The sequence below is a fragment of the Niallia sp. FSL W8-0635 genome (assembly GCF_038007965.1).
Classification (GTDB): Bacteria; Bacillota; Bacilli; order Bacillales; family Cytobacillaceae; genus Niallia.
In genome coordinates this window covers 2,133,796-2,154,387 of sequence record NZ_JBBOYD010000001.1, presented here as the reverse complement: position 1 = coordinate 2,154,387, position 20,592 = coordinate 2,133,796, and the positions used below count along the sequence as shown (strand labels likewise).

Sequence of the window (20,592 nt, the reverse complement as noted above, 5' to 3'; positions counted from 1 at the left end):
ATTGCTCATTGATTTAATATCCGTATCTTTCTCCTTTTTTCAAATCTAACAGATGATTGTTAATCGAAACGGTATGTTCATTTTCCCACTTAACCTTTACATTTTCGATATTATCTTGATAGTAAATTCTCTTTTTAAACCACAGTGGACCGTTTAATTCTCCCCTAACTCCAAATGACCCCATTGCCCCGGCATCATATTGATAAAAATCAATGGTGTTCGTTCCATCAGGAGATTGTACGGTTTCCAGATGTTTATTTGCTCCAAATCCTGAGGCAAATATTACAAACAGTGTTGCAAGTAGAAATGCGATCGACAAGATAGAAGATAAAATGACCGTTACCCAACTTCTTGTTTTTGTGTGCCTATTTCTTTTATCTTTAAAACCAATAATGCCGAAAATAAAAGCAGCTAGACTAAAGATAAGCAAAATATAATTGGGAGGTGCAATCAACCAAGTGTTGTTAATATTTGAATACAAGGAGTATGCTCCCAAGACTAAACAAACTAGGATTAAATAAAATGACCATACATTATAGCTCTTTTCCATAACGCTCCCCCTATTTAAGAATGTTCTTTCACACTCTATTCATTTGTTGAATTTCTATCCATAATTTCGATCTAAGAAAAGAAGAACATAACTACCTGCGGCAACAAAAATTGCTAGTTTAATAGTGAAAAACATCCAAAACTCAAAAGTTGTTAGTTTTCTTTTCTTTTTATTCTTTTTTAAATGCCAATAATAGAAAAACGTGCATAGTAATAGCAATACCAACGATAATTGATTGATTGTTTCTAATAGATTGATCATCATAAACACCTCTAATTAGTTGTTTAGATTTTACGGTTAGATATGTAAGCTTTTATGAAAAAACCTTATTTTTTATTGCGTTTTACTTCGCTTCAAATGCCTATAAAGATGGTCACTACCAATCAAAATTAAAATCCCCATCGCAACATTATTAACTATCATTTTGAAAGGATGAAGTCCTTCTAAATTATTAATCACCATTGCTGATAATATCAGTGCAAGAACAACGAAGTTTAAAATTTTGTTTTTCATAAGTAATTCACCTTCTTATTAGATCATTATCTTTTAAATACTCCGGTTCCATTTTTACCTTTTGGCATATATTTTGTAAAAAAGGCTGCCATAATTAATAGAAAAACACCATTAACATGCTCCTATCTTTCTATTTGTTATCTATTTATACGTTTTAGAACGCAATTAAGTTTCACTCCAAGGAGAAAACAAGCGGAATCAACAATCCGAATTTATTAGTTAATAGCTGACTTTTTAACAATAAAAGTACTGGCTTTTGTTTTTAACAATACATTCTTTTCAAATTTCTATGTTATTTTAATGGAAAAGAAATGAAATACATGGAGGATTGATTGTTAGCTTCTTTTAGAAATAGGCTCTGTTATTTTTCAATGTTGATTTCTGTAGCGCGAGAACGAATAAGCGGAGAATTTCCTGCTAATGTATAGAGACAGAGTCTAAATAGCAGATATAAACGGAGAAATTCCGATTAACTTTGAAAATAACACAAAATCTAAAGATTTGGCTACGTTAAACGGAAAAACTCCCTTTATTTTTACAGAAATGCGTGTAATTTCTAATTTAACCGGAATTATTTCGTTTATTTTTCAAGCACAGTAAAATCAACAATCAGTTAGAACAAAGCCTAGAAATAAATTAAGCTACTGACTTTTTATACACTTGTTTGTGTAATGCTCTTTAACAGATGGAAGTAGAGTAATATACTGAATGGCGATTCCTAGGAAGATATAGAACACATGAATTAAAGCAACTCCTTGAATCATATAAACTTCGACTGTAATCCAAATAATTAAGACAAAACCAATGTACAACGAACTATTCCATGACCAATGTGTTTCTTTATAAAGGCTGAGCTTTTCGGCAATTTTCAACGACTTTTCAGAGATAAGAAAAATGGCAGTAATGATTGGAAGAATTCCCAACGCAACAAATAATATAAGACCTGGAATCAGAAAATCATCAAAGGGGCTAGTTTGCAAAATATCCGTTGACATTGACAGTAATGACCCGTCAGGATAAATAATCAATAAACCTCCACCAAAAAGAGCACCTATTCCTAGAAAAGCGTGTAAAAAGATTAACAAGTAACAAGCAATAGACTTCCGTTGTTTGGCAATCATAGAATCATCTCCAGAAAGATTATGTTTTCCAGATTAATTATAGCGTGTAGCAAAAATTTCAGGTCGATGAGTTATGACGGAACTGTGAATGTTTTTCATATGAACAACTCCATTTTAATAAACAAATTGCATAGAAATTGAAAAGCTACCTTGTTAAGAAAATTATAAGTGTGGAAATAACTCACAATTAAAAACTCTAGGAAAGCTTCCTATTTAAAATAAATCCCACATCTATCATTATACTAATTCCCTTTATCAATATTTTCCATTATAATTCAACTTACAAATATATACATAGGGAGAGTGTAGAAATGGAATCTTCTCAAAATGCAAAAGACAATTGGAATGCAGTTTTATATGATGATAAACATTCGTTTGTTTCGAAATTTGGGAATAATTTAGTCGAATTATTGAATCCAACACAAGGTGAAAAAATCCTTGATCTTGGGTGTGGAACGGGTGATTTGACGAACACCATTCATAGTTTTGGTGCTGAGACTTTAGGTATCGATAAATCGGAAAATATGGTGAAGCAAGCATACAACAAATACCCTCATCTAAAATTCATGGTTCAAGATGCAACAAGCTTACATTTTCCTAGCGAATTTGATGCAGTATTCTCTAATGCGACTCTACACTGGGTACACCCTCCTATCCAAGCTTTAGAAGGTGTCTATCAAAGTTTAAAAAAAGGAGGAAGATTTGTTGCCGAATTTGGCGGCAAAGGCAATGTTCAAACAATAACAAATGAAATTATCCGTCAAATAAAACAAGCAGAATTTCCGTTTAGCGAAGAACAATTCCCTTGGTTTTACCCAAGTATCGGGGAGTATTCACATTTAATGGAAAAAGTCGGATTTAGGGTTACCTTTGCGCAACACTTCGATCGGCCGACCCCTTTAGATGGAGACAACGGCTTGAGAAATTGGATAGCAATGTTTGGAGATCAGCTGTTTCATGATATTCCTCTAGATGATAAGAACGACATCATTTCGAAGGTTGAAGAAAATGTAAAAGATATATTATATATAAAAGGAAAATGGATGGCAGACTATAAAAGGCTTCGAGTGATTGGTGTGAAAGAGTAACGGAGAAAGCGAGTAAGCACTTTTTTTATAGGAAAATGCAAAATACTGACATTTATGTTACACTTAAATTATCCGAATTCAAATTATTCAATTAATGGAATTCTAAACTGGGGGTGATATTATGTTCCTTTTACTAATATCAATCGTATCAATCGTTATATGGAGTACGTTATCTCGAGAACTTGTAAAACCTTCAGAAGTGAAGAACAAACAGAAAAACAGACGTAAAGTAATCACTTTAATGTCTGCAGGTACTTTATCAACCATTATTCTGACCATCTCCCTTTTTCAAAATCTCCAATCATAAAATCCGCTTTACACAGAACTTCCAAAGTTATGGGAGTTCTCTTTTTATGTCAAACTATAGGCAAAAAAGCATTACCACATACTGTAGCAACGCTTTAATTAGCCATTTTATTAATTATTTTTTCACTACATAATAAAGCTCTGCAAACTGATTGAAGGTTCGCATTCCCTTTAATGAAAGATCTAATTGATAATCCCCCTCTTTAAATAACGGAATGCCATTGCCTAGAATAGTTGGAGCTATCGTTACAATGATTTCATCAACCAGTTTTTCTTTCATGAAAGAATATAATAGTTCTCCTCCACCAACAATCCAAATCGATTTTCCATCTTGGCTTTTTAATGTCTCAGCAAATTTAGTGACATCTTCATTAACAAATTTTACATACTCTGTATCCTCAATAGAAGACTTTGTAAAGACATAACAGTTTTTGTTTTTATACGGAAAATCCCCTTTTTCTTGGTCCATAATCCAATCATAAGTCCTTTTACCAAGTAATATGGTATCCACCGTGTCATAAAACTCGCTAATTCCGTTATCCCCTTCCCCTTCTACATTGAATAGCCATTCAAGAGAGTCGTCTTTCGTGGCAATATATCCATCTAAGCTAGTGGCAATAAATAATACTAATTTTCGTTTTTCACTCATAAAGTTCTCCTTCAATAATAACGATTTTCATAAACAGCAGAATTATATGTCTTTTTCCATCAACACATTCGTAGTCTTATATCCTACTTTCTCATATAATCCTCGGGCTACTAGATTATGACCAAAAACATGGAGACCTATTTTTTTCAATCCGAGCTCCTGCCCAACAATCTCTATTTGCTTTAGTGCTTCTTTGGCATAGCCATTCCCTTGGTATTGTTCACTTATATGTATATCATAGATAAATCCTAGTTTTTCAGACTTTTGCGCAAGCCATATAACGCCAACTGCCTCGTCATCCTTTCGAATGGTATATAAGAAATTTCGTTCCGTCTTCTCTCCTTGAGGCAAAAGTTTTGTATATTCCGCTTCCGCCTTGCTTATGGCTTCTTCCTGTTTCCAATTTCCAGACAAAACTTTTTCTTTTGCATAGTATTTAATCGCTGAAGTAAGATATGTTTGATATTCTTCCGCATTCATTAAAGCTATTTTAATCATTGCTTATCATCCCCTTACACTTTTAATTCTAGTTTTAATAATCGATTCCTGCTTTTCCGTAGAGGATGAATAATAATTTGAATAAGAAAAAAGCAATCCTTCAACATGGAAGAATCGCTCCATTAAGTTATATAGAAACAGAAACTATTTTTGGGAAGTTTCTCCATCCATCGTTTTCTCTGTATTATTGCGATTTTTAACACCCTTACTCGTGTAAGGCTTGTTACTCTTTTTTTTATTTGCACTAGCTTGCCAGCGATTCCAGCCCTTTTTCCCTGTTCCTCTGCCTGTTCCGCCCTTACCTTTTGCTTTACTCATACAATCAACTCCGATTTTCTTGTCCATTTACGTATCTATCATTAGTTAGTCTTATCCTTTTATTATGGCCAAAAACATACATAATGAACTATAAGTATATAACAAGGAGTTAATGTTTGAAACAATTAATAATTTTTGTATACGATTAAAAACTGTTTTTTCTTCCACTAACCTACTCTGACAGTACAAACAAAAGCCATTTTCCAAAAAATGCTATCCTTATTGAAAGAAAGCTGCATAAAGAATAAACCCTACTATTAGGACAAGAATCAATATTCCAGTACCCTTCCAGCCTAACCCGCCAACTAAGTCAGGGAGATTGCTGCCATGAATACTACTAGATGGATGTTTCAATTCCTCTTGTCGCATTTTTTCTCTTCTTATTTCCGGAGTATCTTTCTCTTTTTCCATTTTCTAACCCCCTATAAAATAAGCTAACAATCATTTAGGTTGCTTATCCATTAATAAATAGTAAAGAAGCATTAATCTTTCGTAGATTAATGCACTCGTTCCTTTAGACTTCCCTATTGTTTTTCTTTCCAGCAATCACAACCCTATACAAATCAAAAGCAGTAAACACAACCACTATTCCCCAAAAAATCAAACTGCTACCAATCGAATTATCACTAGATAAGACAATAAGGACGATAATCCAAAAACCAACCAATGAAAAAATTCTGTTTACCATTTCAGATTTAAACATTTAACACCATTCCTTTTGGAGATTATTCTTCATCGTTTGATGTATAGGGAAAGATAATTTTGCTATTTTTTCCATTTAATAAATAATACGTTCGTTGCACAAGAAGGTTTCTCTAAAGTTTTTCTATCAAAATTCCATTTGTTACTTTTACTTAAATTCCTCTTTTGTAAAATCACGAATAATTTCCATCACTTCAATTTTTCCATTTATCAAAAGCTCAGGAAGTTCATTTTTCCCATTGCCCTTCCAATACTCCCGAGCTTGTTCTATTTTTCTATGGAAAGGTGCAGCCTCAATTGTTGGCAATAGCTCTCCATCCCCTTCAAAATAATTCCCATTCACGCGAAGCTTAACAATTTGTAAGACATTGCGATTAAAGGAATCAAATAATGCTTTCCATTTTAGAACCTCATCATAGCTTTTCGCAGCATATAAACAAGACAACCTGGAAGGATAATTGGGGTAATCCTGCAGTCTCACCATTTCAGTTATTACTTCTCTTATCGCTCTCATTGTGTGCCCAGCATACTGAACAACAACTTCGGCATTCTCTTTATCAAGGTGTAAGCCTTCGTTTGTATAATGATTATTTAAAATTTGCATAAAGTCCTTGTTTTGATCATTTAACTGTTCTTTTTCAAAAAAGAAATGGTATAAAGTATTTTTTTGATGTTCATCAAAGTTAATGACCTGTCCAAGCGACATTTTTTTGTTTGTTACAAGATGATAGGCAGAAAATTCTTTCATGTTTCCTCCCTCTGTATAAGACAAAAATGGCATCATCAGAAAACATTTACCACTTTTCAATTATCTGCTCCATTTTTTTCTAGTACATTAATTTTCTTTGCTGTTTAATATAAACGGACTAGCTACATAGTCTTACATGTTAAATAGACTATTTATCTCTTTCGCTTTTCAATAATTCTATAATTTCCTTGTTTTGTTCTGTCACTTTTCTTAGTTTCACTTCTATTGATAAACAAGTAATGGCTAATATAACTATTCCAATCGTTATGATAAATATCATATATACACCACTTCTCTTTTTATTATGCAACTATATTATTTTAATATTTAAAGAGATAGCTAAACCCGATTAAAGCATGACTCTACTAAAATGCTCCACTATTGGAAATGGATCGTAAAAATGATGTAGCTGTTTTTTCCATTCTTGGTACTCATTTGAATTCCTAAAGCCAACTGTATGGTCTTCTAATGTTTCCCATTGAACAAGCAGCAAATATTTCCCTTTCACTTCCATACAGCGCTGTAATCATGAGAGATATACCCATTCATAGAAGAAATAATATTGGATGCCTCGCGAAATGCTTCTTCATATTTCGACTCCATGCCTTCCTTAACTTGTAACATCACGGCTTCTAGTATCATCTAATTCTCCCTATTTTCTTTATTTGATAAACTTATTTTTTTACAAATCACTTACTGATAATGCTCTATATAATTTCCCTCTTCAAATATTTCTTGGCTAGTAAGTCCCGTCCATTCTTCTGGTGTCAGGTCTGGATGTTTATTCAAATATGTTCTTACCATATTATAGCCCTCACTATAGCCATAATTAGGTGGCAATTTGTCTCCTCCATTTAATATTTCAGAAGCCCTTTTTAAATCATATGTCTGCAAATCTGGTTCTATTTGCTTCCAAAAATCCTTTTTAAAGTTGTAATATAAATTTTCTACTTCAATATCTGGATAAACCAATTTTTGAAACATAACTGCTTTTCCTTCCAAAATTAATCGATCCAAAACAGTTTCTTCCTCATCTTCCTTATAGTATTTCTCAAACCAAACACTATGATTGTATTCATGTGCAATTGTCGTCTTGATAAACTCTTCCGAATAATACTTATTATAGTAAACACTTATCTTCCCAGCACCCCACGCATCCATTCCATGGGTAATTTGGTCTTCTTCTACAGGAAAAATACATATATTCGTCTTATTTTCTGAAGATATGTAATCTGATGATTTAAGGAGTGCCTCTTGAATCGTCTTATTAAGCTTCTTCTCATCCATTATTTTAATGATTTCGTTAATTTCTTCCATATTTTCTGGTGCTTTCACAGTAAGGTCAAAATTACCTGCAAAAAATACTGCATCTTGATAACATGCATCCACAATTGGTTCTATCACCTCTTCATCAAACTGCCAAAAGTTTGGCTTAGATGAATCTTCTCGAATTCTATTTTCATAATTTTCATAAAGTTTATAAGCATGCACAATCTGATATTCCTGTCCCGTCTCAGGATGCTTAAAAGAATAATAGATATCATCTGATTCCTTCTCTTCTTTTATTGTCTCTTTCTGTTCACAAGAGATTAATAGAAGGAAAAATAGTAGAATAACAAGCACTCCAGGTTTTTGCATAACATTCTCCTACCCCTTTTTGATTTATTACGGACGTAACCCTAAAAAGGTTTCAGAAAATTTAAAATCAAATGAATAGGAGCCAAGTACAGTCATTAATACGAACGCACTGGGGATATTAGATGAAGAGACGTATTATTCCCAACTGGTTCCATTAAGACCGGTCTCATTGAACCTCCAAAACTTATTCTTATTTCTTCTTCTTTTATTACTTTTAAAGCTTCCAGCAAAAAGCTTCCATCTAAAGAGATACTTAAATCTGTCTCTCCATCCAGTTTATTTATAGTTTGTGTTTCCTCTATTTTCCCTATTTCAGATGAATTTGAGGTGATTTTTAATTTCGTATCCTTTTTTATTTCCAAATAGACATTGTTATTCTTCCATTCACTTGCAAAAAGACAAGCTCGATCCACGCCTTTTAAAAATTGCTTTGTATTGACCGTAATTATAGTCCTTGCATTTTTAGGGAATAATCCTGAGACATTTGGATAGTTCCCTTCGATTAATCGGGAATAAAGAGAAGTTAAATTGGTTTTAAATACAATATAGCTATCAGTAACAAATAGATCGATAAATCCAGATACATTCTGAATTAACTTACTAAGCTCCATGAGGCTCTTACTTGGAACGATAAAAGAACCACTTACATGAGAATCGATGGTAAGCTCTTTCCATGCTAAGCGATGTGAATTTGTAGCAATGCATGTAAGTTTACTATCTTTAAATAACATATTAACACCAGATAAAACTGGTCTCGCTTCACTTTTTGATACAGCAAAAGCTGTCTGTTTAATCATTTCTATTAAATCTGTGCTGTGCATTTTAATATGCTTCATTTCATCTATTTGTGGAAGCCTAGGATATTCTTCTGACTGGAAACCGTTAATTGTGGTAATAACCTCCTCCACTTTCAGGGTAGCTATTTGCTTTTCGTTAACTGTTAGATGGATTTTATCCGGTAACTTTCTCACTAGTTCACTTAAATATTTAGCAGATAATACGACACTGCCAATCTCTTTTACTTCTAACACATTGATTCCATCCATCTCTAATGGAATCACCTTTTCGATAATAATATCTGCATTACTTCCAATAACAATTACAGATTCTTTATTAGCGATAATTTTTATACCTGAAAGAATAGGAAAAGGTGTTTTCTGGGATACTGCTTTATTCACATCTGCTATTGCTCTATTTAAGCATTCACTATCAACAATAAATTCCATTATTTGCAACACTCCAAAATAATTGATAGTTATACAATTCGACATTTTTTGCCAATTCCCTTGTTCATTTTTTCTCTTAAACCAACTTTCAAAAAATTACATAAAAAAACTACCAAACTGGTAGCATATTTTTTTTATAAATTTGTAAAAATAATTCTATTTTTTATTTAAAACATCTAAATGAAGAGGATAGGTGCTATACGCGACTATTTTATTTTTGTATTTTTTCACAATATCCACATGATCCTTATAACTATTTAAAAATAATTTTATATTCTTATTTCCTTTTTTCGTATGAATAATGAGGGAATACTCAGCGTTATTTGAATGGAGGTATGTTTCTTCACTTCCTGGATATAGACTATATTTTTCTCTGACCACCGCTTCATTAAATACTTTTATTATCTTCTCTTTATTTTCCCCATCAACCTTCATTTCGTTGTAGATTATTTCTGTTTCCAGGTTATTAAGTCTCAAATGGAGCCTATACTTATCCAAAAGCCAATCTACCACTCCAGTTGGTAAGCATGTCATTAAAATTTTTATTATACAAAATAACACTAATGCTATGATAGAAATCCAAGTCATCTAAATTCACTCCATTACGTATTCAATTAATGTTTTCTACATTATTAATAGTACTAAATTTCTTCTCGATATTGACCATCCAATTGACATATAAATTAACCATCCACTTTCAAAAAATAAAAATAAGATGCAAGTCTTTACTCCCTGCATCTTTCCACCATTATTCTCTACTAGACTTTAGTGCCTCTGCAAATCTTCTTATCCCCTCATCAATATTACTTTCAATTTCTTTCGCATAAGTAAATCGAACATATTGATGGTTTGAACCCATAGTGGAGCCAGGAGCATAAATAACTCCATTTTTTAAAGACTCCTCCAATAAGCGGTTTTCGTTGACTTCTTGCTTTATCTTGCACCACAAATGAATTCCGCCAGTCGGAATCAAAAATTCCACTTCCCCTTTTAAATAGGTATCTAAGCTTTCGATGATTTGATTTCTTCTACTTTCAAGTTGTTTAATTAAATGATTTAAATGGGATGCAAACGAAGGCGAATCTAGAAAATCGTTTGCTATCCATTGGGAGTAACTTGAATGTCCAAAATCAATCTGTTGCTTAGCGTCGGATAATCTTTCTATCACTGGCTTTGGACCAATAATCCAGCCAATTCGAAGACCTGATGCGACAATTTTGGAGAGTGAGCTAATATATAATACATTGCCATTTTGATCCATCGACTTCAGCGGAAATATTGGTTTTCCGGAAAAAGAGGTTAAACTATATGGATCATCCTCTACAACTGGTATGCCATATTGGGAAGAAATTTCTAAAATCTCCTTCCTCCTTTTTTGACTGAGGGAAACACCAGTTGGATTTTGGAAGGCTGGATTTAGAAATATCATTCTAATCCTGTGTTTTCTATGTAATGAGATTAAATCATCAGGTTTTATGCCGTTTTTATCTGCTGTCAAAAAATAGGCTTTAACTCCTGCTGATTCAAATAATGGCAGATTATAATGATAAGAGGGATCCTCAATCGCTACTGCATCCCCAGGTTTAAGCAAACATTGAATGATTAAATGCAAAGCTTGTTGGGCTCCTGATGTAATCAATATAGAAGACGGGTTCGTATGCAAACCACGATATTCCTCCATATGATGGGCAATGGTCTTTCTTAGCACCTCGCTACCTTGTGGATGATCATAGCCTAATGACCCAATATAGGATCGGTCAGAAGTAATTTCCCGTAGCGTTTTTAAAGGAAAAAGATCCTCTGAAAGCTCCCCACTAGCTAAATTGATCAAATGATGATCCACAATCTCTTTTCGTATCCGTTGCATGACAGGTACATTAGGCAGGAAGGACCCTGCTTCAATATAGCGATTCCAGCTAGGCACACGCTTTTTTGTTATTCCCCATATATCCTTGCTGATTGTTGTTCCACTGCCGCGTTTTCTTTCAATTAATCCATTTGACTCTAACTCATCATAGGCTGCAACTACTGTACTTCTATTCAATTCTAGCAATTTTGCTAAATTTCTTTCCGATGGTAGCGGCTTGTCTAAAGGAAAGGAACCATCTGCAATACCATTTTCAATAAACTCCGCTAATTGCTTATAGATTGCTTTTTTTATTTGTCGATCAGGTTTCCACTCCATTGCATCCACACTTCTTTACCAAATATTGCATCCATATAGGACCGCTTTCTACTATATATTGGTTTTCATTATAACTTAATTTTCTTTCTATAAACAGTTATAGTGCTTTCCTTTTTTACTTATAAAGCTCCATATACTTTCCATCCTCATATATCTCTTCTCCAGATAGCTCTGTCCATTCTTCAGGAGTGAGCTCTGAGTGTGTGTCCAAATAAGCTTTCACTAAATGATATCCCGCGCTATACCCATAATCATCTGGAAGGTCATCTCCGCCATAGATTATTTCATAGGCACGGTATGCATCATATAAATTTAATTCTGGCTCCACTAGTCCCCAATATTCTGTAAGAAAAGGATAGTCTGGATCTTCAAATGAATTACCAGGGTAAACAATATTTTCAAACATAACTGCTTTTCCTTCTAAAATTAAAATATCCAATATTGTATCCGCGCTTTCTCTATTAAAATACTTTTCCGTCCACACACTATGATGGTATTCATGTGCGATTCCAACCTTCAAAAATTCTTCATCGAAAAATAGCGTGTAAAGAACACTTATTTTCCCTGTGCCTTCGGTTACCATTTGCGGTAAATCAGGATCATATGGAGTTGGATATATACATACATTCGTCGCTTTGTTTGATGGAATATAATTTGCAGAGTCTATTAATGCTTCTTTAATAGCCTTATTTGTTTTTTCCTCATCGATTGTGTTTATAATCGCGTTAACTAGTTCCATGTCTTCCGGAGGCTCGACTGAATAGGTTTTCCCGCTTCTTTCAAAGTATTCCGCATCTTGATAGCACGCTTCGAAAACAGGTTCCATTACTTCTTCTTCAAATATTTGCGCTATTGGTATAGTAGAATCCTTCTCTATCCTTTTTTCATAGTTTTCATATAGCTTATAAACATGGACTATATGAAATGCTTGATTCGTTTCAGGATGATGGAAAGAATAAATCAACTTTTCTTCTTCCGTTTTTTGATCGAATGATATCAATAATGTACAAAAAAGTAAAACGATTAAAACAAAAAATAAACGCATACAATGTCTCCTCGATATTTACAAAGTAATGGATTACTGAAGCCATTCTATTTTTAGGATGTTGGTATAATCATACATTTTCTTTTGATATCCGAGCAATCACTTTTTAAAGATTCGGAAAATAAATGCAACAGCCCATTCATCATTTTCCACAAAAAACAAGCTACAAATTTGCAGCTTGTCTTATCAATTCTTCCTTTTTCGTATGAAAATTCTTGGATACTATGATTGATATTTCGAGTTGAATTTAGGGACACTTTTAAAATTTCTCACATTGATATGAATAGCATCGATGCTTAAAGGCGGAAACTGTCCTTCTTTATAGGATTTCCATACGTCCCAGTGGTATCGATAAAGGTAATTCTCAAATTGATAAATATCCCCGCCAATCTCCTTGCTTTTTTCATAAGAGCTATAAATCTCCTCAATAAGTTGTTTTTTCATTTGCTTTTTCATTTCATTAGAGTCTGCCCTATTATTCGAGCTCAAAATAGTTGCATCCAAATTAATTTTTAACCCAATAGATGGTTTCTTTTTATCCTTATAAACCACTTGTTTCATTTTCGGTTTAGACAGTTCGATTTCCATTTGATTATTGCCATATTCAAGATTTAACTTCGTCCGTACTGTTTCATTGTTCACTCGGATAAATCCAGTCAGGTCCTTTGCGTTTAAAAAGCCCTTCCATTCTTTATCTTTAATAAGATGAGCTCCTTCAATAATTGGAACCGTATAATCTTCTTTGTCTTCTTTTATTATTTCTTTATTTACAGATAAAGCTGGTAGTAGAATGGTACTAACCTTTTCATTAAATTGATACATGAATTTCTGTAATGTTAAAGGTGGAACAGTCGAGCTTTGCTGTTGCATGGCATTTGGATAACTTATTTGTGACTCATTAAAAGGATAATAAAATGGAATCTTTGCTGTGAAAACGTTCGAAAGAGGTTGAGCTGTTCCATACACATTTCCTGTCAATCTAATATTATAGCTAGAATCTAATGCATATAAGGTAGGTTTTAATTTGCTTTTCAACAAAGATTCTCCAAATACAATTACTTTCACTTGATCGAAATTTAAAGGTAATTGAATTCCTTTATTTATTTGGTCAATAGCATCCTCAATTGATTTGCCTGTGCCATTTCCCAACCACACCTTACTAGGCTGATCACCCTTTCCCTGTTCTGATTTGGCAACATTTAAAAAATCCAAAAACTGGATTGTTACGATGTAGTTATTGTCCTTAAAATCAATTCCTAAACCAACAGCATATGCTTGATATTGAATTTCTCTTATATCTGTACATGCTGTTAGGAAGAAGAGAGAAACAAAACAAACAACTAGTTTTTTCATTTAGTCACCTTTTCTTTTCCCATCTTTAATGGACAAACCAGCATTTCTTTTCTTTAGAAGATTATTGGGTATTCGTAAAAATGTAAATAGAATATCCTTTCCGTATGGTGTGGTAATATTCGAGAACATCGGAACACCAAATGATTCTAGCCTTGCTATATATACGATAATGAAAATAAAGCTTAAGAAGAAACCGTAAACACCAAAAAAATAACTAATTAATAAGACAAAAACTCGAAAATAAAATAAATTTCCTGCCAATGAGCGATTTACTAAAGTAAAGCTAGTTAATGCCGTAATTCCTATAACGACAAGCATGGATGGAGAAGTTATCCCCCCTCTAATTGCTGCATCACCGATAATCAAGCCGCCAAGGACAGAAACTGTTTGTCCAATTCCTTTTGGTAACCGGGACCCTGCTTCGAAAAATAATTCAAACATAATCACCATTAATAGTGATTCAATTAACGGGGAAAAAGGTAATCCTAATCGAGACACCGATATCGTTGCAAGAATCGGCAATGGTAATTGCCCTACATGATGGGTAATAATGGCTGTATAAAAGCCTGGAAGTAAAATGGTAGTGAATATCCCGATTATGCGTAACGTTCTTTGTAAGGATGCATAATAAAAACTTGTATTTTCGTCCTCAGCTGATTTAAATAATAGAGATAAATCAACGGGTGCAATTAATGCTGTAGGTGAACCATCCACTACTATCGCAAATCTTCCTTGATTTAAAGCTTGTACAATAAAATCTGCTCGACCGGAATAATGGATGGTAGGGATTAATGAAAATTTGCGTGGTTCCAAATATTCCGTTAGTATAGTCGAGCTTGTTAGAACATCTATGTCTACTTTAGATAGTCTTGTCTTGATATCCATAAGGATTTCATTGTTAATAATATCCTCTATATAAAGGAGTCCTACTTTCGTATTCGTTCTTTTTCCAATTGTATATTCCTTTACAACGAAGGAGGAGGTACGAAGTCTTTTACGAATTAACCCTATATTCGTATTTATATCTTCTACAAATCCATCTTTGGGTCCTACCGCTGATACCTCAACCACAGATTCGTCAGGCTGTCTACTTGGAAATTTCTTTATATCATAAAGATAAACTTTGTCACCTGGAGGAATAGCGAGAAGCTTTCCTGAAAAAACTTCTTCTTGAATTCTTTCTCGATTAAATTCCTTTTTAGGAAAGCTTTCCATCTGAACATATTGATAAATATTCTGCTCTGTTCTCCCCACTTCTGGTATATTTATGGTTTTAATCATGCTGGTATCCGTCAATGGTACACAATAGACCATGATAATTTGCAAATCTTCCTTATCCTCTTTCACTACAATATCAGAGGAATGATTAAATAGTTGTTTTAGCGCTACTGATGTAAAGAGAGGATAATCCACCATCTCAACTCCGTTCCGATTTAATTTTCTTCCCTATAAAGAGTGATAATGAAGTTATCTGAATGATTAATAACCCAAAGGAAATTGGCCGAAAATAGCGGAAAACAACCTCTGAGAATATCGTTTGATCAATAGGAATAAGCAAAGCAATCAATAATATTCCATATAGGAAAATTAACAGCTTGCCATTCTTCTCATCCTTCGTAAAAATAAGGCTAGTTAATAGAACAAATAAACTGATCCGAATGACGCCACCAGCTAACCATTGATATATCGCAAAGAAATCAGTGTGAGAGATATATTTTCCAATAGATATTAATCGCCATTGTTCATATGCTGGGTAGCGATATTGAGAAGCTAGCTCCGGCCCGAATTCGACAATAGCTCCTAATGTGGGACCTAGCATTAAGCCCACTATAACTTTTTAATACAGAAGTAAGAAAAATAACAACAAACAGTTCAATAATTGGCAACGAAGTATAAATAAGCCCCTTTGAAACAGGCATAATCCCCTTTTCTAAAATAGGTAACAATAGTTCATAGTTTTTCTTGTTATTATTCGCAAACGAAATAAAAAAACCTAAAAAAAGGACAATCGGACAAAGGATTGTGCTTACGATACCCATGGAGAACAATCCTAAATTACTACAAATCAAACATAAGATAAGTAAGATGGATGCAAGCAAGAAAATATTATAGTCCTTCATATATGTTAATTGGGACCAAAAAACAATATCTTTAGCTGTTATAAAAGCACTGCCATACATATATATTCCTAATGGCAATAGAAAATAATAGTAGTGAGCTGAGCTACTATACCGTTTTACCACTTTAATGAACGAGTCTGTATGTACAATAGTAATAATTTTATAAAGCAACAATACCCAAAGTGGCAGAACAATGAATGCTAGTAGGACACTAATCCACGCGTCTCTTTTAACTATTGTTAAAATTCCTGGAATTATTTCAACATGAGCGAAAAGACCAACAGATAATAGAACTAAATAAACAATGGAAATATAACGTAATCTATTTTGCATAGTAATTCCTTTTTTTATTGTAGTATCTGCTTATCATGCGTAATATATTATCTTTTAATAAAAATTTTCATCTCCTATTTGAATTACTTTCCTTTTAAAAAAAGGCTTTGTTAAATAGTATTGTTGTTTTTATATGCAAAAAAGATGGGAACGTCTGATATGGACGTTCCCGTTCTTATTCCGTTTATGCACCCTATAATCTTACCAGTGTACTTGAAGCTTATTACCATTTGGGTCATAAAAGTGGAAAAAGGCGTGACCATTATCTTCTTTTATATCCTCGACCTTAACTTGATTTTCCATTAAGTGTTGATGAAATTCAGATAATTCTGGACTAGTAAAACCAATGCTAAATTCTTGTTCATTATCAATTGTAAAATGTGCAAATGTTTCATCTTCTGTAGGTACTAAGATAAGTAAGAAAGGTCCTTCATTTACTTTTAAAATTGAAAGTTCCTCCGTATTGTTTAGTAACTGGAGCCCTAAAACATCTCTATACCATTTTGCAGACAGTTCTAAATCCTTTACAGGTATTCTAATATAATGTACTTGTTCAATAAATGATTTACTCATAGCTTTCTCTCCTTTACTTAATCCGATATATCAAATATTCCCTTTCTATATCCCTTATTCCTTCCGATTATTGAATTAACCTGTTCTTTAACGGAACAATGCACTCCGCCTAGTATCTGTACAGAGTGCATTTTGAATGGATAGCTTGGAACCTAATGCTTCGTCCAAACTCTTTTTTATAATCCGCCGTTTCCTAATAGAGAAATAGATTTCATCCATTTCTACTATGCCTTCCAAAAGTTCAAAATCCATCTGCTATAATGCAGATAGGATTATATGTCTCCAATCAAATAAAAAAGTCCATTCCCTAAAAGCTAATCTGCTTCTTAGGAAATGGACTTTTTGATGATCTTATTTTTTTCTAATAAAAGTCAATACAATCGCAACAACTGATAAAACAATCGCGATAATAGAAAGAATCGTATTTATGTATGTACCTTCATGTGAATGCTCAGTATCTTCGTCGGTAGCATGATGATCATCTGCAGTGTTATCTGTTGCTTCATCCGTTCCGTGGCTATGTCCATGACTATCTACCGTTGCATTGGATTGAGCAATACTTGTTATGGAATGAGGTAGTTCCGCATCACTATCCCCTGTCCATTCCACAATACTGCCATCTGCATAGTATTGGAATGCATCCCATGCGATGTCGCCAGGCTCTTTCGGATTTTGGGCTCTAAAGGTGAAATCGCGATATTGACCAGCTTTAATTGCTTTTTCGTCAGATTCCGCTTCCCAAGTTACCGTTACAACTTTATCCTTATCATCCGTTGTAGTAGTGGTCTTCCAGCCATCAACTGGCTCGTACATTTTGAATTCCACGTTTTCTGGAATTTTAATTGATACCTTTGTCGTATCAACATTTTTTTCAACCGGTATTCTTACTTGATACGTTTCCCAAGCCTCTGTTGTCGATTGAGAAGGATTCACTGTCACATGGGCACTAACTGGTAATGCAAGGAAAAAGACTGCAGCAAATGCAACTAGTACAGATAATAATTTCTTGTTATGTATCATTTTTAAGTCTCCTTTACTTTTTTTACTGATTTCATAAAGAGAGGTTAACACTATCACTCATGTGTTAACCTCCTTCATCATAACAAATCGGGGAACCTCATTCAAAGAAAAAACAGCTTTGTTTGTGTCTATTCTGTGAACGTTTTATGACAAATGTATTTTTAACGAACTATATCCTATTTTAGCCAAAAGGATTATTCTTTAATCTGCTACATTGCTTCAGGAGCAGAAATGCCTAGCAATCTTAATCCTTCTTTTAAGACAAGGGTAACAGCATATACCAATGAAAGTCTCGCTTCTTTCTCGTCATTCTCTTCTAAGATTTGAACATTGGCGTAATATTTATTAAATGCTTTCGCTAAGTCGATAACATACTTGGCGATTTCAGAAGGATCATAATGCTCGATGGCCTTTTCCACACTTATCGGAAAGTCCATTAATATCTTCACAATTGGAAAACTGACATCATCCCACTGCAAGTCAGCAATGGTAGCTGGATGGGAAAATCGTCCTTTCCGTAATAGGGAGCAAGCTCTTGCATGTGTATATTGGATATAGGGCCCTGTTTCTCCTTCAAACTTAAGCATATCCTCTAAGGAAAATTCTATGTCCGTTAAACGATAGTGCTTTAAATCATGAAAAATGATTGCCCCAGTTCCTACTTGCTTTGCTACTTCTTCTTTCATTTCAAGTAAGGGATTTTTTTCTTCGATATTTTTCTCTGCCAATTCGATTGCTGCTTGAAGTACCTCTTCTAATAAAACAACTTTTCCTTTTCTTGTAGACATCTTCTTGCCGTCTTTCAGCATCATGCCAAATGGAATATGCGCCATTCCTTTCGCCCAATCATAGCCCATTTTTTCCAATACTTGAAAGAGCTGTTTAAAATGAAGCATTTGTTCATTGCCTACCACATATAAGCTTTTAACAAAACGGTAGTTTTCCTGACGATAGATTGCAGCGGCTAAATCCCGTGTAGCATATAGCGTTGCTCCGTCGCTTTTTTTGATTAAGCATGGTGGGAAGTCTTCAAGCTCTACCACCTGTGCTCCTTGTGATTCTACTAAAAGCTTTTTCTCCTTTAATAAGTCAACAACTGCTTCCATTTTATCATTGAAAAACGCTTCGCCATTATTTGAATCAAATGAAATTCCTAAGAGCTGGTAGATTTTATTAAACTCTTCTAAAGATTCCTTTCGAAACCATTTCCAAAGTTCAGTAGCTTCTTCATTTCCCTGTTCCAGATAATTAAACCATTTTCTCCCTTCCTCATTTAAGAGTGGATCTTCTTCTGCTTTCTCATGGAATAGGACATATAGCTTTAATAATTCTTTGATAGGATTTTTTCTAACTTCCTCTTCTTTTCCCCACCGTTTATAGGCAACAATTAATTTACCAAACTGTGTCCCCCAATCCCCAAGATGATTAATGCGAATGGGGGTATAGCCATTTTTCTCCGCAATAAGGCCAAGTGCATTCCCAATAACTGTCGAACGTAAATGCCCCATTGAAAAAGGCTTTGCAATATTAGGAGAAGACAAATCAATTGTCATTACCCCTTTATCTTGTGGAAAATCTCCATAATGCTCATTTTGATCAAGAATTTCCTCCATTACTTTAGCGGCAACTAATGGCTGATGGAAGAAAATATTGATATAGCCACTTACTACTTCCACATGATCAATAAGTGGGGACTCTATTTTTTCCGCAATCTCCGCAGCAATAAGCTGTGGTGCTTTCCGCATTGATTTCGCGAGTGTAAAGCATGGAAAAGCCAAATCTCCCAAATGCGCATATTTCGGTTTTTCTAACAGCTGTTCAATCGTTTCCTTTGGTAAATCCAAGTTTGCTTCTAATACAGTTGCTATTTCAGATTGGATGTTCATCTATATTCTCCTTTTATGAAAAAATAAAAAAGCCCCCACCTCTTCCAAACGAAGAGGCGAGAGCTCAAATTCCCGCGGTACCACTCTAATTGTTATTTGCATAACCACTTTAAACAGGTAACGGCCTGTAACCGATCATTCCTACTTTCATTCAGAATGATATCTCCAAAGTGCGTTTCACTAATTGTTCCACATTAGGCTTCCACCGTCCCTAATTCGCTATCGCTTTCCAATTAGCTACTCTCTTTTTCAACGAATTTCCATATTTTTTCTTATTATACACACACTTTTCGGAAGAATCCAACACTTTTTTTATTTTATAAAAAAAGAGGCAAGCGCCAATCTTTTCCATTTACATATAGTATGGAGGGAGGTGAAACAATAATGAATTCGCAAAATAGAGCTTTCGGTGGACATATAGGTTCTGTTGGACCTGTTGGAGCTGGTGGTTTTGCAGGCGTAGGTCATGGCGCAGTAGGAGTTGGAGCTATTCCTCTTGGCGCAGTTACACCAGCAGCTGGCTTTACTGCAGGTAACCCTCTGATTATTACTCCTTTCCATCATGTTCCTACTACGCATCAACAGCATTGGAATTATGGTCAAACTTTCCCATCTTACGCCCAACCATATGGCTATAATCCAGCTTATTCTACTTACGGAAATTACCCATTTTATTGACCAAATGAAAAAGGCAACAACTAGAATAGAATCTGGTTGCTG

The 20,592-nt window shown here is 34.1% G+C and carries 26 protein-coding genes, 1 pseudogene and 1 other annotated feature; of the genes and pseudogenes, 3 read left to right on the top strand and 24 right to left on the bottom strand.

What is annotated here, in order from left to right; translation table 11 throughout:
* Positions 1-13: 13 nt before the first annotated feature.
* The 4 genes from NYE52_RS10180 to NYE52_RS10165 form a co-directional block, all read right to left on the bottom strand.
* The gene (locus NYE52_RS10180) at positions 14-550 is read right to left on the bottom strand and encodes a DUF5412 family protein (protein WP_341192950.1); all 537 of its coding nucleotides are present in this window, start codon (positions 548-550) and stop codon (positions 14-16) included.
* 54 nt (positions 551-604) lie between these two features.
* Positions 605-814, bottom strand: coding sequence for a hypothetical protein (locus tag NYE52_RS10175; RefSeq protein WP_169188484.1), 210 nt, complete (start codon positions 812-814; stop codon positions 605-607).
* A gap of 69 nt (positions 815-883) precedes the next feature.
* Positions 884-1,063: a hypothetical protein gene (locus tag NYE52_RS10170; protein ID WP_169188483.1), complete on the bottom strand. Its 180-nt coding sequence runs from the start codon at positions 1,061-1,063 to the stop codon at positions 884-886.
* 641 nt (positions 1,064-1,704) lie between these two features.
* Positions 1,705-2,184 carry a hypothetical protein gene (locus tag NYE52_RS10165; RefSeq protein WP_341192949.1) on the bottom strand — a complete coding sequence of 160 codons (480 nt, stop codon included), beginning with the start codon at positions 2,182-2,184 and terminating at the stop codon, positions 1,705-1,707.
* 311 nt (positions 2,185-2,495) lie between these two features.
* On the opposite strand from NYE52_RS10165, the gene NYE52_RS10160 reads away from it, so the two are divergent.
* Positions 2,496-3,272 carry a class I SAM-dependent methyltransferase gene (locus NYE52_RS10160; protein WP_341192948.1) on the top strand — a complete coding sequence of 259 codons (777 nt, stop codon included), beginning with the start codon at positions 2,496-2,498 and terminating at the stop codon, positions 3,270-3,272.
* Positions 3,273-3,393: 121 nt separating this feature from the next.
* Positions 3,394-3,579, top strand: coding sequence for a hypothetical protein (locus NYE52_RS10155; RefSeq protein WP_341192947.1), 186 nt, complete (start codon positions 3,394-3,396; stop codon positions 3,577-3,579).
* Between the two features lie 114 nt (positions 3,580-3,693).
* On the opposite strand, the gene NYE52_RS10150 is transcribed toward NYE52_RS10155, so the two are convergent.
* The 20 genes and pseudogenes from NYE52_RS10150 to argS all read right to left on the bottom strand — a co-directional run bounded on the left by NYE52_RS10150 (position 3,694) and on the right by argS (position 19,872).
* On the bottom strand, positions 3,694-4,227 hold the full coding sequence (locus NYE52_RS10150; RefSeq protein WP_341192946.1) for a dihydrofolate reductase family protein: 534 nt from the start codon (positions 4,225-4,227) through the stop codon (positions 3,694-3,696).
* Positions 4,228-4,269: 42 nt separating this feature from the next.
* Positions 4,270-4,725 carry a GNAT family N-acetyltransferase gene (locus NYE52_RS10145; protein WP_169188478.1) on the bottom strand — a complete coding sequence of 152 codons (456 nt, stop codon included), beginning with the start codon at positions 4,723-4,725 and terminating at the stop codon, positions 4,270-4,272.
* A gap of 144 nt (positions 4,726-4,869) precedes the next feature.
* The gene (locus NYE52_RS10140; protein WP_101731329.1) at positions 4,870-5,043 is read right to left on the bottom strand and encodes a DUF3934 family protein; all 174 of its coding nucleotides are present in this window, start codon (positions 5,041-5,043) and stop codon (positions 4,870-4,872) included.
* 219 nt (positions 5,044-5,262) lie between these two features.
* Positions 5,263-5,454 carry a DUF6366 family protein gene (locus NYE52_RS10135; RefSeq protein WP_169188477.1) on the bottom strand — a complete coding sequence of 64 codons (192 nt, stop codon included), beginning with the start codon at positions 5,452-5,454 and terminating at the stop codon, positions 5,263-5,265.
* Between the two features lie 103 nt (positions 5,455-5,557).
* Entirely contained in the window at positions 5,558-5,746 is a 189-nt protein-coding gene (locus NYE52_RS10130; protein ID WP_101731331.1) for a hypothetical protein, read from the bottom strand.
* Between the two features lie 147 nt (positions 5,747-5,893).
* On the bottom strand, positions 5,894-6,493 hold the full coding sequence (locus NYE52_RS10125; protein WP_169188475.1) for a DUF2441 domain-containing protein: 600 nt from the start codon (positions 6,491-6,493) through the stop codon (positions 5,894-5,896).
* A 148-nt stretch (positions 6,494-6,641) separates the two neighbouring features.
* A complete protein-coding gene (locus tag NYE52_RS10120; RefSeq protein WP_263479848.1) occupies positions 6,642-6,773 on the bottom strand; it encodes a hypothetical protein in 132 nt (43 codons plus the stop codon).
* A gap of 69 nt (positions 6,774-6,842) precedes the next feature.
* Positions 6,843-7,135 (bottom strand): annotated as a pseudogene (locus NYE52_RS10115) (antibiotic biosynthesis monooxygenase family protein).
* 51 nt (positions 7,136-7,186) lie between these two features.
* On the bottom strand, positions 7,187-8,131 hold the full coding sequence (locus NYE52_RS10110; RefSeq protein ID WP_169188473.1) for a DUF2268 domain-containing putative Zn-dependent protease: 945 nt from the start codon (positions 8,129-8,131) through the stop codon (positions 7,187-7,189).
* Between the two features lie 95 nt (positions 8,132-8,226).
* Complete coding sequence (gene dnaN / locus NYE52_RS10105; protein WP_169189662.1) at positions 8,227-9,357, bottom strand: DNA polymerase III subunit beta; 1,131 nt, start codon at positions 9,355-9,357, stop codon at positions 8,227-8,229.
* A gap of 156 nt (positions 9,358-9,513) precedes the next feature.
* Complete coding sequence (locus NYE52_RS10100) at positions 9,514-9,945, bottom strand: YfmQ family protein (RefSeq protein ID WP_341192945.1); 432 nt, start codon at positions 9,943-9,945, stop codon at positions 9,514-9,516.
* A 160-nt stretch (positions 9,946-10,105) separates the two neighbouring features.
* Positions 10,106-11,542, bottom strand: a complete 1,437-nt coding sequence (gene pdxR, locus NYE52_RS10095) for a MocR-like pyridoxine biosynthesis transcription factor PdxR (RefSeq protein ID WP_341192944.1) — start codon at positions 11,540-11,542, stop codon at positions 10,106-10,108.
* A 115-nt stretch (positions 11,543-11,657) separates the two neighbouring features.
* Positions 11,658-12,587 carry a DUF2268 domain-containing putative Zn-dependent protease gene (locus tag NYE52_RS10090; RefSeq protein ID WP_341192943.1) on the bottom strand — a complete coding sequence of 310 codons (930 nt, stop codon included), beginning with the start codon at positions 12,585-12,587 and terminating at the stop codon, positions 11,658-11,660.
* Between the two features lie 222 nt (positions 12,588-12,809).
* Positions 12,810-13,940 (bottom strand): Ger(x)C family spore germination protein, encoded by a 1,131-nt coding sequence (locus NYE52_RS10085; RefSeq protein ID WP_341192942.1) that lies wholly within the window; start codon positions 13,938-13,940, stop codon positions 12,810-12,812.
* Positions 13,941-15,353, bottom strand: coding sequence for a spore germination protein (locus NYE52_RS10080; protein ID WP_341192941.1), 1,413 nt, complete (start codon positions 15,351-15,353; stop codon positions 13,941-13,943).
* A 4-nt stretch (positions 15,354-15,357) separates the two neighbouring features.
* Positions 15,358-15,759 (bottom strand): GerAB/ArcD/ProY family transporter, encoded by a 402-nt coding sequence (locus NYE52_RS10075; protein WP_341192940.1) that lies wholly within the window; start codon positions 15,757-15,759, stop codon positions 15,358-15,360.
* Positions 15,683-16,393: a GerAB/ArcD/ProY family transporter gene (locus tag NYE52_RS24725; RefSeq protein WP_445669104.1), complete on the bottom strand. Its 711-nt coding sequence runs from the start codon at positions 16,391-16,393 to the stop codon at positions 15,683-15,685. The genes NYE52_RS10075 and NYE52_RS24725 overlap by 77 nt, the downstream gene beginning before the upstream one ends.
* Positions 16,394-16,594: 201 nt before the next feature.
* Positions 16,595-16,966, bottom strand: coding sequence for a VOC family protein (locus NYE52_RS10070; protein WP_341192939.1), 372 nt, complete (start codon positions 16,964-16,966; stop codon positions 16,595-16,597).
* A 351-nt stretch (positions 16,967-17,317) separates the two neighbouring features.
* The gene (locus tag NYE52_RS10060) at positions 17,318-17,986 is read right to left on the bottom strand and encodes a DUF1775 domain-containing protein (protein WP_341192938.1); all 669 of its coding nucleotides are present in this window, start codon (positions 17,984-17,986) and stop codon (positions 17,318-17,320) included.
* A 209-nt stretch (positions 17,987-18,195) separates the two neighbouring features.
* Complete coding sequence (argS, locus tag NYE52_RS10055) at positions 18,196-19,872, bottom strand: arginine--tRNA ligase (RefSeq protein ID WP_341192937.1); 1,677 nt, start codon at positions 19,870-19,872, stop codon at positions 18,196-18,198.
* Between the two features lie 49 nt (positions 19,873-19,921).
* Positions 19,922-20,134: a binding site (T-box leader), on the bottom strand.
* A 122-nt stretch (positions 20,135-20,256) separates the two neighbouring features.
* Here argS and NYE52_RS10050 point away from each other — a divergent pair.
* Positions 20,257-20,550: a hypothetical protein gene (locus NYE52_RS10050; RefSeq protein ID WP_341192936.1), complete on the top strand. Its 294-nt coding sequence runs from the start codon at positions 20,257-20,259 to the stop codon at positions 20,548-20,550.
* The last annotated feature ends 42 nt before the right edge of the window (positions 20,551-20,592 follow it).